Origin of the sequence: Pedococcus sp. 5OH_020, from assembly GCF_027812955.1 — a bacterium.
Taxonomy (GTDB): Bacteria; Actinomycetota; Actinomycetes; order Actinomycetales; family Dermatophilaceae; genus Pedococcus.
The window spans coordinates 1-12,212 of sequence record NZ_JAPYZV010000014.1; the positions used below are offsets into that span (position 1 = coordinate 1).

Genomic DNA, 12,212 nt, shown 5'->3' on the forward strand with positions numbered 1-12,212 from the left:
GATCCCGCCGATGGCCCCTACAGTTCCGGAGCCCCGCCGATCACTCCCAAAGTCCACCACTGGGCGGGACGCTCACCAAGGCCAAGCTTCGGCTCAACGGCCAGCAGCATCGGATCGACGTCCTGGCGCGCGAGCGATCGGATCCTCGACACACGTGGTCGGGCGGGCCGCCGAACCTGCGCCTCCGCCGAGCAGGAGTGCGGCGACCGCCTCGGGGGCCTCGTGCATTGCGTCGTGGCCGGTGGGGAGGTCGTGAACCTGCCAACCGGGATCGGCTTGGAGCCGGGTGCGGAGTTCAGCGAACGGCGTCCGGTGTTCCCATCCCGAGCAGTAGATGAACTCCCGACGAGGGACTTGGGCGAGCGTGCCTGCGAGCCGGATCGTTTGTAGGAACGAGGCCAGGGGATGGGGACGGCGGCGGGGATCGCCGCCCTTCGGTGGGCGGACGGCGTAGCCGGTGGTCGCAGCGCCGGCAACGAACGCTTCCCGGTAGCGCTCGGTCGTCGACGACCAGCACGACTCGCCGTCGCGCGGGACGTAGGCGTCGAGATGCACTAGTCGTGAGACCCGGCCGTCAGCGCGATCGGCGGCGGCGGCGATCACCATTCCGCCGTAGCTGTGGCCGACTAGCGTCGCGCTCGTGATGTGGGCGCGATCAAGGAGCCGCAATACGTCGTCGGCATGCGTGTCGAGGTTGGTGGTCGCCACCGTCGCGTTGTCGTCGTCTGACCGCAGACCGGTCAGGGTCATGGCGTGAACGGCATGACCGGCACGCTCCAGCAGCGGAACCACGGCCTCAAACGACCAGGAGCCGTGCCAACCGCCGGGCACGAGCACGAACGTCGCCATACGCTTCTCCTTCTCTCAAACCGCGGCATCGAGGCACGCTGCCTCGATGACATGTGGTTCGGTCGGGCGCTCTGCAGACTGAAGACCACGGCGCATGGAGCCAGTTTCACCAGATCAAGTTCTCGCTTGCGACCGATAGGGTGCCAACTTGTGCGTGTTCGCCGCCAACCTCGCCGGTCACCGGTGTGACGTCGCATGTGTGGCCCTCTGGCGGGTCACCTCTGGCCATCCGGCGAACAAGCGCAGTGCAGTCGCACGCACGGGGACACTGGAGTACGCGGCCAGCTGCACCAACACCACCCAACCAGCACCCTCATAACGAGTGCAGCCAGCGCCTGCCCTGGGCAGTGACAGGCTCAGTGCATGGATCTGGTCAAGAGCCTGGGGTTCTCCAGACCCGTACAGGAGCGCTGGACTAGCCTCGGCTCCACCGGCGAAGGGCCGGCTGTGAACTGTGTCCGGGCTGGTGAGCACACGTGTCGGCTCCCTGCGCGGACGAGGCGCCCAGGGGGTGAGTGTGCTCGGTCTGCTGACGGCCTCTGCTGTGGCAGCCGCGGTCGTGCTCGCCGTCATGGCCGGCTACGTGTCGCGTCGGGGCGGCTCACGCGCCGGGGTGACCCTGGCCGTCATGCTGCTCTCGGTGGCGTGGTGGGCCGCCGCATACGCCATGGAGCTGTCCAGCACCGACGGGGTCCAGAGCCACTGGGGCGACGCCAAGTACGTCGGCATCGAGCTGCTTGCCCCGGCGTGGCTGGTGTTCGTGGCGCTCTACACCGGGCGCGAGCACCTGGTGACCCGAACCCGGATCCTGCTGCTGGCCGTCGAGCCGGTCCTGGTCTGGGTCCTCCTGGCCGTGCCCGCGACGCACGACCTCATCCGCTTCTACCGAGCGAGTCCTGGACCGAACGGCCTACCGGTGGTCGGGGCAGGCCCGCTCTTCTGGGCCACCCTCGTCTACGGCAACGTCATCCTCCTCATGGCGACGGTGATGTTCGTCCGGACGATGGTGCGGCTCTCCCGCACGTACCGCGTCGCGGCCGTCGTGCTCGTGACCGCGGCGCTCGCCCCCTGGGCCGTGAACATTCTCTACAACTTCGAGGTCGGCCCGTTCGCGCGGCTGGACCTCACGCCGTTCGCCTTCGTACTCACCGGCGCTGTGCTGGTCTGGGGCCTGTACCGGGAGCGGCTGATCGACCTGTCGTCCGTCGCCTGGGGTCTGGTCGTCCACACGATGGCCGACGGGGTGATCCTGTGCGACGCGTTCGGACGGGTCAACGACGCCAACCCTGCCGCGGTGACGGCGCTGGGGCTGCGCCGAGCCGACCTCGTCGGACGCCAGCTGACAGAGGTCCTTCCGCTGCCTGCCGACCCCACGGCTGCCCCCGCGTCAGAGACGCCCGATGGCCCTGTACGGCACGACACGGAGGTGACCCTCGGGGCCGGGGAGGATCTGCGCTACCTGGAGCTGCGTCGCCAGCGACTCACCGGACCGGTCGGAGCGCGCAAGCTGGGCGAGCTGGTCCTGCTGCGCGACGTGACCGAACGCCGGCAGGGGGAGCACCGGACGGCCGAGCTGCTGGCCGAGCGGACCCGGATCGCCGCGACCCTGCAGTCGAGCCTGTTGCCGGTCGGCTTGCCGTCGATCCCGGGCTGCGAGCTGGCCGCGGTGTACGAGCCGGCCGGTGCCGCGCACGAGGTGGGTGGTGACTTCTACGACGTCTTCCCCCTCGACGGCAGCCGCTGGGGGGTCGTGCTAGGCGACGTCAGCGGGAAGGGCGCCCCCGCGGCGGCCGTGACCGCTCTCGTCCGCTACACCTTGCGCACCCTGGCGCTCGAGCATGACCGGCCCAGCGAGGTGCTGCGACGGCTCAACGACGTACTGCTGCGCGATGGGGACGGTGAGCGCTACTGCACCGTGGCGTACGCCGTGGCGCGCGTGACTGCGGCGGGGGTGGACCTGCGGCTGTGCCTCGGTGGCCACCATCCGCCGCTGTTGCGTTCCGCCGCGGGGCGGGTTCGCCCCGTCGGCGAGGTCGGCACCGCCATCGGACTCATCGACGAGCCGGAGCTCACCGACACCGCGGTCCGGCTCGGGCCCGGCGACCTGCTCTGTCTCTTCACCGACGGCCTGGTGGAGGCGCGTCGCGGGGGCGTCTTCTTCGGCGGTGACCGGGTGGCCGACCTGTTGGGCGCCGCGGGCGGCGGGGCTCCCGAACCCGTTCTGGAGGGGCTGGCCCGGGCAGCGCGGGAGTTCCACAGCGGTCCACTGAGCGACGACCTCGCCCTGCTCGCGCTGTCCGTGCCGGCTGGGGCCACCGCGTCGGTCGCCGCCTCAGCGCCGTGGACAGGGAGCCTCTCGGCAGCGCGTGAGGACGCTCGCAGCGTCTCGTCAGGAGAGTGACCGCACGGCGTACCGTCACCTCGGCGGGCACCAACCGCTTCGGTCGTCCAAGCGTCCTACAGGGTGCATCGTGCGGCAGGCTTCCCGGGAGGGTGACATGAACGTGCTCCGCGTACCGCTGGTGATGGTGACGGCCTCTGCTGCGATGGGCGCGTTCGCGCTGGCGGCGCCGAGGGAGGACCTGGTGGGTCCTGCATCGACCAGCTCCTCCATCGCGGGTATGAGCACGACGGCGGCCACGACCGCGTCGCTCGCTCAGGCGGCCTTCGACCGGATGACCCCGGCTCAACGGGTGGGCCAGCTGTTCATGGTCGGCACCCCCGTGACCGGTATCTCCCCGGCGACTGCGTCCCTGGTGACCAGGTACCACGTGGGGAACGTCATCCTCACCGGTCGTACGACGTCGGGCGCCCCGCCGGTGAGGGCGCTGACCGCACGGGCCGACACGCTCACCACGGGCGCGGCCACTGCGGGCGTCCCGGTGTTCGTCGCGACGGACCAGGAGGGCGGGTACGTCCAGGTGCTGCAGGGGCCGGGGTTCTCCCGGATGCCGACCGCTCTCACCCAAGGCACCTGGTCGGACACCACACTCGCCGGGAAGGCCTCGACCTGGGGCGGGCAGGTCAGGCGCTCCGGCGTGGACGTGGACCTCGCGCCCGTGATGGACACCGTGTCCGCGGCCTTCGCACCGCAGAACGCCCCCATCGGCCGCTATGACCGGGAGTACGGCCACACCCCGTCGGTCGTGGCGGACAAGGGCACCACGTTCCTGCGCGCGATGCGTTCGCGAGACCTCGCCATGACGGCGAAGCACTTCCCAGGCCTGGGCCGCGTGACGGGGAACACCGACACGACCGCGGGGGTCACCGACCGGGTCACGACGCGGACTTCTGCAGACCTCGTGCCGTTCCGCGCTGCGGTGGCGGCGGGCGCCCGCTTCGTCATGGTCTCCTCGGCCTACTACGCCAAGATCGACCCGCACAACCCGGCCGTCTTCTCCCCGACCGTGGTGACCGGCATGATCCGCGGCGACCTGGCGTTCCGAGGCGTGGTCGTCAGCGACGACCTGTCCAACGCGCGGCAGGTGCAGGCGTGGACGGCTGGCTCTCGGGCACTGAAGTTCCTGGACGCCGGAGGTGACCTGGTCCTGGCGGTGAACCCGGCCACGGTGCCGGCCATGGTCTCAGCGGTGATGTCGCGGTACCAGAGCTCGGCCTCGTTCCGCGCCCGGGCCGAGGCATCGGTGCTACGCGTCCTGCAGGCGAAGGCGGCTGAGGGACTGCTGGCACCCCGACTGAGCGCCGACGGACACTTGGGATCCGTGACGGTCACCGCCCTCCAGCGATGGCTGGGGGTGACGCGGACAGGTCGCCTGGACGCCACCACAGTGCGGGCCCTCCAGCGGCGTGTCGGCACTGTCGCGGACGGCGTCTGGGGACCGGCGTCGATGGCGGCCCTGCAGAGCTATCTCGGGACCTACCGCGACGGCGCCGGAACGTGGAACAGCCGCACGGTGACCCTTCTGCAGCGGTACCTGAACACCCAGCTCTGACTGCAGCGCTCGCCGGGGGCGTCCGTAGGGGTACCCGTGGATGGGAGGATGGAGCGTGACCTCGCCCGCCGACCCTCTGGACGACCCGGACGGCCTCGAGCACCTGGACGACCTCGAGCGCCTGGACCACATCGAGGACCTGGCCTACCCCGACCCTCTCGATGTCGCGGACTGGAGACGCGAGGTGCATGCGCTGTACGCGCGGGTCCGGGCGGAGACCGATCCAGCCACAGCGCATGACAGGTGGGTCGAGACGCGGTCCCGGCTGTTCCATGAGCACCCCGCCTCGCCTCGCCGGGCGGGGCAGCGCCTGCGACATGCGCCGTACGACCGGGCGTACCGGTTCGTCGTGCCGATCGAGAGGGCCGACCAGGAGCGTTGGGAGTTCACGTCCGGCAGCGACGGGACCGTGCCGTTCGCAGGTGCAGGCCGGGTCCGGCTAGAGGGGCTGGGCACGCTCGACGTCTGGTGGCTCGACTCCTACGGCGGTGGCCTCTTCCTGCCGGTGCGAGACGGCTCCGCGGGGGCGCAGACGTATGGTGCCGGTCGCTATCTGCTGGACACCGTCAAGGGCACCGACCTCGGTCGCGACGAGACCGGGCGTTGGGTGGTCGACCTCAACTTCGCCTACAACCCGTCGTGCGTCTACGACTACCGCTGGGTATGTCCGTTGGCCCCGGCGACCAACCGTCTCGCGGTCCCCACGCCGGTCGGGGAGCTTCTTCCTGACGGCTACTGAGGCCCTCTGACGGGTGGGAGCCGCGGCTAGCATCGGAGCCGTGAACCCGCTGCTGCGCGAGGTGCTTCCCGCCTTGGGCCTGGAGCCCGGGTACGTGGCACAGCGCCTCGACGTGCGGCCCGGTAACGCGCTCGCCGCTGCGCTTCCCGTGGGCACGCTGGCCACCGGGGCTGTCGCGGCCGCCGCGTTGGCGGGGCTCGCCCTCCGATCCGTGCCCCCGGGTTCGCAGGCTCCCCTGCCGGCGGACGCCCGGGCGCACGTCGACCCCCGGCAGGTCGCGGTGGCGTTCCGCAACGACCAGCTCCAGACCGTCCACGGCGTCCGGGAGGCCGGGTTCGCACCCCTGTCCGGGTTCTTCGAGGCACGCGACGGCTGGGTCCGGACCCACGCCAACTACCCGCACCATCTGGACCGCCTGGTGCGAGCCCTGGGACTGCCGTCGAGCGCCACCCGCGAGGACGCCGCGGCGGCCATCGCCACACGGGCGGCCCAGGACGTCGAGGACGCGGTGACCCGAGACCACGGGATCGCCGTTCGGGTGCGATCGCTGCGGGAGTGGATGGAGGGTGAGCCGGCCGCGGCGGTGGACACCCACCCGCTGCTCGCGGTCACGCGGCTGGGTCACGCGCCGTCTCGGCCAGTGCCCGAGCGCCCCAGGGTCCTCGACCTCACGAGGGTCATCGCGGGCCCTGTGGCCACCCGGACGCTGGCCTACCTGGGGTGCGACGTCCTGCGCGTGGACAGCCCACGGATGCCCGAGCTCACCGCTGCCCACCTGGAGACCGATGCGGGAAAGCGCTCGACGCTGCTCGACCTTCACGACGAGCATGCGCGCCGCCGGTTCCACGAGCTGCTCGACGGCGCGGACGTCCTGGTGACGGGGTACCGCCCGGGGGCGCTGGACGCGTACGGGCTCGAGCCGCGGCGGTTGGCGCAGTCCCATCCGCAGGTGGTCCACGCCGCGCTTTCCGCCTGGACCCCCGACGGGCCGTGGGGAGACCGCCGCGGGTTCGACAGCATCGTCCAGGCCGCCACGGGGATCGCCCTGCTCGAGTCGCCGGACGGGAGCCGCCCTCGGGCGCTTCCGGCGCAGGCTCTGGACCACGCCACGGGATACCTGCTGGCCGCCGGGATCCTGGCGGCGCTTCGCCACCGAGGCGCCACCGGCGGCACCTGGCACGTGGCCGCCCACCTGGCCCGGACTGCGCACTGGCTGCTGCGCACCGACGCTGTCGACGTGCCGGCGCAGCCAGTGCGTGACCCAGGGCCGTGGCTCGTGCGTGCTCGCACGGAGCACGGGACGGTCGTGCAGGCGCGGCCCGCGTTCGAGCTCGACGGCGGGCGTGACCGGTTCGCCTGGGTCGGTAAGCGGTGGGGAGGCGACGAGGCACGGTGGGCGGACGTGCCCCAGGTGTCGTCCTGACCGCTAGGGCGCTGGGACCGTGCGGGGGTCGAAGCCGAAGGGGAGCTCCAGCCGGTGGGCTTTCATCAGCGCGTCGTCCACCAGCACCTCGCGCGTCGGCCCGTCGGCCACCACGACTCCGTCGGAGAGCACCACAGAACGCGGACACAGCTCGTAGGCGTAGGGCAGGTCGTGCGTCACCATGAGGACCGTCACGTCCAGGGAGCGGATGATGTCCGCCAGCTCTCGCCGGGAGGCCGGGTCGAGGTTCGACGACGGCTCGTCCAGGACGAGGATCTCCGGCTCCATCGCCAGGACTGTGGCCACGGCCACCCGCCGGCGCTGCCCGAAGGAGAGGTGGTGCGGCGGGCGGTCGACGTAGTCGCTCATGCCGACGCGCTCCAGGGAGCTCACCACCCTGCGTTCGAGCTCGGCTCCGCGGAGGCCGAGGTTGGCGGGACCGAACTCCACGTCCGCCCGCACCGTGGGCATGAAGAGCTGGTCGTCGGGGTCCTGGAACACCACCCCGACCCGCCGCCGGACCTCCCGGAGGTTCTCGGGGCGGACCGGCAGCCCGGACACCTCCACGGTGCCAGCGCCTGGCGTGAGGATCCCGTTGAGGTGCAACACCAGGGTCGTCTTGCCGGCACCGTTGGGGCCGAGCAGCGCGACACGCTCCCCGTGGTGGACGTGCAGGTCCACGCCGAAGAGCGCCTGGTGGCCGTCCGGGTAGGCGTACGCCAGCCCCCTGACGTCGAGGACCGGATCCGTCACCGGGACACCGCGACGAGGAACGTGACCAGGGCTGCGGCGGGAACGGTCGCGGCCAGCCGCCACTGGGCGACGGACGCGCTGAGTGGGTGCGCGACGGGCAGGCGGCCGGTGTACCCCCGCGACACCATGGCCAGGTGGATGCGCTCGCCGCGCTCATAGGAGCGGATGAACAGAGCACCCGCTGTGGACGCGAGGACGGGCCACGAGCCCAGGGACCGCGGGCGGAACCCGCGCGACTCCCGGGCCACCTTCATCCGCGCGAGCTCTCCGGTGACCACCTCGAGGTACCGCACCATGAAGCTCATGATCTCGACGAGCTGGTGGGGAAGCCGAAGCCGGTCGAGCCCGGCCACCACGTCGGACGGCTCGGTGGTCGATGCGAGGAGCAGGGAGGCCACCACGCCCAGGGTCCCCTTCACCAGTAGCCCCCGGGCTCCGAGAAGACCTGGCTCGGACAGGGACAGAGGGCCCCAGTGCACCCGGGGCCCTGCCGCGACGAAGGGCATCAGCACGGCGAAGAGGACGAAGGGCACCTCGACGACCATGCGACGCCCCATATAGCCGAAGGGCACGCCGCTGGCTCGGACCGCCACCACGAGGAGGGCGGCGTACACGGCGAAGGCCCAGGTGGCCTGTGCGGGGGTGGCCACCACCACCAGGACGAAGCAGAGGAGGGCGGCGATCTTGGTGTGGGCCGGCAGCAGGTGCACCGGCGAGTGTCCGTGGTAGTGCAGGCGATGGCCGTGTCCAGCGCCCACGGCTACGACCGGTCGGCTCGGTCGACGTGCTCACCGCGCCGTCGCAGGAACAGTGCCAGCGCACTGCCCAGCGACGCCACGAGCAGCACGCCGACGACACCGGCGACGCCACTGGAGAGCCGCCGGTCGGAGACGCCCTTGGTGGTGTACCCGGCGAAGGGGGAGCCGCTGGCGGGGTGCCGGTGCTGGCTCGCCAGACCCAGCTTCTGGGCGACGTAGCTCAGGCCGTCCGGATGGCGCGAGGCGTAGAACGACACGACGCCGGCCAGGAAGAGCGCAACCAGGAGGCCCGCGACGACCACCGCGCGGGTACTGACCGTGCCAGGACGCCGTGAGCCCTGCCGCGAGTCCTGGGCTGAGTCACGCACGTCCGTAGGTGCGCCGGTCCTCCACGTCATGCCGGTACCTGTTCCCGGATGGTGAGCTCACGCCGCTGGAGGACGCGGCGGGCCCCGTACACGAGGTCCGGACGGACGGCCAAGATCGCGGACAGCGCCAAGCCGGTGATGACAGCCTCTCCGACGCCGATGAGCAGGTGCCATCCCAGCATCGCGACGGCGAGGGACTCCAGCGGCAGCTGCGTTCTGCCGCCCACGGCGTACAGCAGCACGAAGGCCAGCGCCGCGACCGGGACGGACACGAACGCACCGACCACCCCTGCGGGCACCACTGAGGAGACCCGGCGAGGAAGGATGGACTGGGCGCCCCGGAACACGGACCAGCCGACCCATACGCCGACCAGGCCCATCAGCGTGACGTTGGTACCCAGAGCGGTCAGGCCACCGTCAGCGAAGAGGAGCGCCTGCACGAGCAGCACGACGCACAGGCACAGTGTGGCGCTGCACGGACCCGCCAGGACGGCGGCCAGGGCGCCACCGAGCAGGTGCCCCGACGTGCCGACCCCGACAGGGAAGTTGAGCATCTGCGTGGCGAAGATGAAGGCCGCCACGAGCCCCACCAGAGGAGCGGTCCGGTCGTCCAGCTCGCGACGCGCACCGCGCAGCGCCAGGGCGACGCCCGTCGCGGCGACGACCCCGGTCCCGATCGATGTCGGTACGTCGAGGAAGCCGTCGGGAACATGCATGGGGTCTCCTTGCCTGCTCAGGTGCTCGCGCTGCGGCTGGGATAGGTTGGCCGCAGTGACCTGTCCACCTTATTGCAAACCATTCGCAATTAGACAAGCCCCCTGAGGTGAGGAGCTCCGTGACCGCACGACTCAGCCCCGGCGATACCGCCCCCGACTTCACGCTATCGGACGACGAGGGTGACCGCGTCAGCCTGTCAGGCCTGCGTGGGCAGAAGGTGATCGTCTACTTCTACCCGGCGGCCATGACGCCCGGCTGCACCACCCAGGCGTGCGACTTCAGCGACAACATCAGCTCCCTGCGACGGGAGGGCTACGAGGTCCTCGGCATCTCCCCCGACTCGCCGGAGAAGCTGGCCGCCTTCCGGGAGAAGGACGGCCTGACCATCAGGTTGCTCTCCGACCCGGAGAAGGCGGTGATGAACGAGTACGGCGCCTTCGGTGAGAAGAAGCTGTACGGCAAGACCGTCGAGGGCGTCCTGCGCAGCACCGTCGTCGTCGACGAGGAGGGCAAGGTGTCGCACGCCTGGTACAACGTCAAGGCCACCGGACACGTCGCCAAGCTGCGCCGTGACCTCGGCCTCGACTGACGCCCACCGAACCGGCCGAGGAGCCCCCATGAGTGAGAGCAGCCGCACGAAGTCCGTGGAGCAGATCGAGCAGGAGATCGCCGAGGCCCGCAGCCGGCTCGCAGGCACGGTCGACGAGCTGCATGCTCGCACCGCGCCGCAGGAGATCGCCCGACGGCAGGTGGAGTCGGCGAAGACGAAGTTCACCGAGGCCACCCGCACGCCCACCGGTGAGCTGCGGACTGAGCGCATCGCTGCCCTCGCCGCTGCTGCCGTCGCTCTGATCGGCCTCGGAGTGGCCCGCCGCCGCCGTGGCTGAGGAGGTCGGCCGGCTGCCGATCAGGATGCTGCACGACCGAGTGCTGGTCTCCCTGGAGGGCGAGGGGGGCGAGCGCCGGTCCGGTGGCGGCATCGTCATCCCGGCGACGGCGAGCATCGGCAAGCGACTCGCCTGGGGCGAAGTCGTGGCGATCGGCCCGACCGTCCGTCAGCTCGAGGTCGGCGACCGGGTCCTGTTCGACCCGCAGGACCGGGCGGAGGTCGAGCTGCAGTCGAAGGACTACCTCCTCCTGCGCGAGCGGGACATCCACGCAGTGGCCGCCGCCCGGGTCAGCGACGGGCAGACGGGGCTGTACCTGTAGGAGTCACGCCGCTCGGGGGTCACGCCGCGAGACGTAGGGGCGTCAGGACGCGACCGGGAGCCCTGCCTCCCGCCAGGCCCGAAACCCTCCTACCACGTCGGTGGCACGCCGGATGCCCAGCCGAAGCAACGAGTCTGCGGCCAGCGAGGACGTGTAGCCCTCCTGGCAGAGGACGACCACCCGGGCGTCGAACGTCGCCACGGGGAGCCGGGCCTCGTGGCGAGGGTCGAACCGCCACTCCAGCACGTTGCGCTCCACGACCAGGGGTGAGAGGTGCCGGGCCACCTCGCCCTCAGCGGCACGCTGCGCCGCGGGACGGATGTCGACCAGCAGGGCACGGCCGTGGAGCGCCTCCTGGTACGCCGCCCGTGCGCTGACCCGCACGAGCCGACCTCGCGCGTCGGCCAGCAGGTCGTCGACCCCGTCGTAGGACGGCGCGGCCCACCGCCGCCCCGGTAGGTCGGGGTCGCTGAACAGCCGTGTCTCCCAGTGCCGCCCGACGCCAGCCCTGGTAACGGCGGTCGCCGTGGCATCGGCGGTCGCTGGCGCCACGGCGGTCGCTGGGGCCACGGCGGTGGCTGTGGTGGTCACCACTGCTCCCCGGCGCGCTCGACTCCGACAGCCTCGAGGGTGTCGCCCGCGACGGCGTACCGCGTCATCCCCCGCAGAGCGGGGGAGTACACGTGGACCGAGAGCGCAGGTCGCTCACCGAGGTTGGTGACGTTGTGGACGTGGTGGCCACCGAACGACCGGCCCTCGCCATCCCAGAGGTAGCGCTCATGGAACGTGCCTGCGTTCCAGCTCTGCTCCGCGAGCTGTCCCGTGACGGTGAGGAAGGCGCCGTCGGACTCGAGGTGGTCGTGCCACCCGGTGCTGGAGCCCACCGGCCAGCCGATCAGCCAGATCTCCAGATGGTCGGTGGTGTCCAGACGGCGCCAGGTCCGGTCGTCGCCGTCCAGGTCGACGAGGTCTGCGAGGTGAGGGTCGGTCGCGAAGAGGCGGGCGGTGCGCAGCAGCTGGCTACGCGTGAAGCGGTTGACTCCGGGAGTTCCGGTGGTGGTGATGGTGGTCATGGTGCTGCTCCTGTGTCGAGGTTCGGATGTCGGGATGCGTGTGGTGGCAACGCATTCGACGACACAGCGAGCCCTCGGTGAGGAGCAGGTCGAGATGGATCCGGCGGTATGCCGTGTGGCTGGTGGCCATGGTCTGTCTCCGGGTTCGGACGCCGCGGCGGGCGAGCGTCAGGCTGGCGCGGGCTGAGGTCAGGCGCAGCAGCGACACCGCATGACGCCGCAGCACAGGGAGGCCATGTGCTCGCGCGTCGCCGCGGTGGTGGGAGACATGCGCCCAGTGGAGCACACGCCGGGCCGGCCCGTCCACGGCTGGTCAGCGGTGTCTCGCCTCGTGGACCCGCTGATCGGCCTGGCCCGCGACCGCGGGGCA

14 protein-coding genes are annotated in these 12,212 nt (G+C 71.3%); 7 read left to right on the forward strand and 7 right to left on the reverse strand.

What is annotated here, in order from left to right; translation table 11 throughout:
- Window positions 1-93 precede the first annotated feature (93 nt).
- Window positions 94-849 (reverse strand): alpha/beta fold hydrolase, encoded by a 756-nt coding sequence (locus tag PHA84_RS19180; protein ID WP_270889752.1) that lies wholly within the window; start codon window positions 847-849, stop codon window positions 94-96.
- Between the two features lie 466 nt (window positions 850-1,315).
- Between PHA84_RS19180 and PHA84_RS19185 the strand changes: the two genes are divergently transcribed.
- The 4 genes from PHA84_RS19185 (at window position 1,316) to PHA84_RS19200 (ending at window position 6,964) form a co-directional block, all read left to right on the forward strand.
- Entirely contained in the window at window positions 1,316-3,250 is a 1,935-nt protein-coding gene (locus PHA84_RS19185) for a histidine kinase N-terminal 7TM domain-containing protein (protein WP_270889753.1), read from the forward strand.
- A gap of 97 nt (window positions 3,251-3,347) precedes the next feature.
- The gene (locus PHA84_RS19190) at window positions 3,348-4,802 is read left to right on the forward strand and encodes a glycoside hydrolase family 3 N-terminal domain-containing protein (RefSeq protein WP_270889754.1); all 1,455 of its coding nucleotides are present in this window, start codon (window positions 3,348-3,350) and stop codon (window positions 4,800-4,802) included.
- A gap of 139 nt (window positions 4,803-4,941) precedes the next feature.
- Window positions 4,942-5,541: a DUF1684 domain-containing protein gene (locus PHA84_RS19195; protein ID WP_270889813.1), complete on the forward strand. Its 600-nt coding sequence runs from the start codon at window positions 4,942-4,944 to the stop codon at window positions 5,539-5,541.
- A 40-nt stretch (window positions 5,542-5,581) separates the two neighbouring features.
- Window positions 5,582-6,964, forward strand: a complete 1,383-nt coding sequence (locus tag PHA84_RS19200; protein WP_270889755.1) for a CoA transferase — start codon at window positions 5,582-5,584, stop codon at window positions 6,962-6,964.
- A gap of 3 nt (window positions 6,965-6,967) precedes the next feature.
- Here the strand turns inward: PHA84_RS19200 and PHA84_RS19205 are convergent, their stop codons facing one another.
- Genes PHA84_RS19205 through PHA84_RS19220 form a run of 4 tightly spaced genes read right to left on the reverse strand, consistent with a single transcriptional unit; the run spans window position 6,968 to window position 9,559 of the window.
- Window positions 6,968-7,717 (reverse strand): energy-coupling factor ABC transporter ATP-binding protein, encoded by a 750-nt coding sequence (locus PHA84_RS19205; RefSeq protein ID WP_270889756.1) that lies wholly within the window; start codon window positions 7,715-7,717, stop codon window positions 6,968-6,970.
- Window positions 7,714-8,427 (reverse strand): cobalt ECF transporter T component CbiQ, encoded by a 714-nt coding sequence (gene cbiQ / locus PHA84_RS19210; protein WP_270889757.1) that lies wholly within the window; start codon window positions 8,425-8,427, stop codon window positions 7,714-7,716. The genes PHA84_RS19205 and cbiQ overlap by 4 nt, the downstream gene beginning before the upstream one ends.
- A 50-nt stretch (window positions 8,428-8,477) precedes the next feature.
- On the reverse strand, window positions 8,478-8,873 hold the full coding sequence (locus PHA84_RS19215) for a PDGLE domain-containing protein (RefSeq protein ID WP_270889758.1): 396 nt from the start codon (window positions 8,871-8,873) through the stop codon (window positions 8,478-8,480).
- A complete protein-coding gene (locus PHA84_RS19220; RefSeq protein WP_270889759.1) occupies window positions 8,870-9,559 on the reverse strand; it encodes an energy-coupling factor ABC transporter permease in 690 nt (229 codons plus the stop codon). Before PHA84_RS19220 ends, PHA84_RS19215 begins: the two co-directional genes overlap by 4 nt.
- A 119-nt stretch (window positions 9,560-9,678) precedes the next feature.
- Here PHA84_RS19220 and bcp point away from each other — a divergent pair, with 119 nt between their 5' ends.
- From bcp to PHA84_RS19235, 3 genes are read left to right on the forward strand one after another with little or no spacing between them, the layout of a single operon-like run.
- Window positions 9,679-10,149: a thioredoxin-dependent thiol peroxidase gene (bcp, locus tag PHA84_RS19225; RefSeq protein ID WP_270889760.1), complete on the forward strand. Its 471-nt coding sequence runs from the start codon at window positions 9,679-9,681 to the stop codon at window positions 10,147-10,149.
- A gap of 28 nt (window positions 10,150-10,177) precedes the next feature.
- Entirely contained in the window at window positions 10,178-10,447 is a 270-nt protein-coding gene (locus PHA84_RS19230) for a DUF3618 domain-containing protein (protein WP_270889761.1), read from the forward strand.
- 25 nt (window positions 10,448-10,472) lie between these two features.
- Window positions 10,473-10,769, forward strand: a complete 297-nt coding sequence (locus PHA84_RS19235; RefSeq protein WP_270889814.1) for a GroES family chaperonin — start codon at window positions 10,473-10,475, stop codon at window positions 10,767-10,769.
- A gap of 42 nt (window positions 10,770-10,811) precedes the next feature.
- Here the strand turns inward: PHA84_RS19235 and PHA84_RS19240 are convergent, their stop codons facing one another.
- Together PHA84_RS19240 and PHA84_RS19245 are read right to left on the reverse strand one after the other, a co-directional pair.
- Window positions 10,812-11,360 (reverse strand): rhodanese-like domain-containing protein, encoded by a 549-nt coding sequence (locus PHA84_RS19240; protein ID WP_333742396.1) that lies wholly within the window; start codon window positions 11,358-11,360, stop codon window positions 10,812-10,814.
- On the reverse strand, window positions 11,357-11,842 hold the full coding sequence (locus PHA84_RS19245) for a cysteine dioxygenase (protein ID WP_270889762.1): 486 nt from the start codon (window positions 11,840-11,842) through the stop codon (window positions 11,357-11,359). The genes PHA84_RS19240 and PHA84_RS19245 overlap by 4 nt, the downstream gene beginning before the upstream one ends.
- Window positions 11,843-12,212: the final 370 nt, after the last annotated feature.

Excerpts from the sequence above, each read along its gene's own strand:
- PHA84_RS19220 (WP_270889759.1), bottom strand. The coding sequence starts at position 9,559 with ATGCATGTTCCCGACGGCTTCCTCGACGTACCGACATCGATCGGGACC.
- PHA84_RS19230 (WP_270889761.1), top strand. The coding sequence starts at position 10,178 with ATGAGTGAGAGCAGCCGCACGAAGTCCGTGGAGCAGATCGAGCAGGAG.
- PHA84_RS19190 (WP_270889754.1), top strand. The coding sequence starts at position 3,348 with ATGAACGTGCTCCGCGTACCGCTGGTGATGGTGACGGCCTCTGCTGCG.
- PHA84_RS19180 (WP_270889752.1), bottom strand. The coding sequence starts at position 849 with ATGGCGACGTTCGTGCTCGTGCCCGGCGGTTGGCACGGCTCCTGGTCG.
- PHA84_RS19235 (WP_270889814.1), top strand. The coding sequence starts at position 10,473 with ATGCTGCACGACCGAGTGCTGGTCTCCCTGGAGGGCGAGGGGGGCGAG.
- PHA84_RS19215 (WP_270889758.1), bottom strand. The coding sequence starts at position 8,873 with ATGACGTGGAGGACCGGCGCACCTACGGACGTGCGTGACTCAGCCCAG.
- PHA84_RS19245 (WP_270889762.1), bottom strand. The coding sequence starts at position 11,842 with ATGACCACCATCACCACCACCGGAACTCCCGGAGTCAACCGCTTCACG.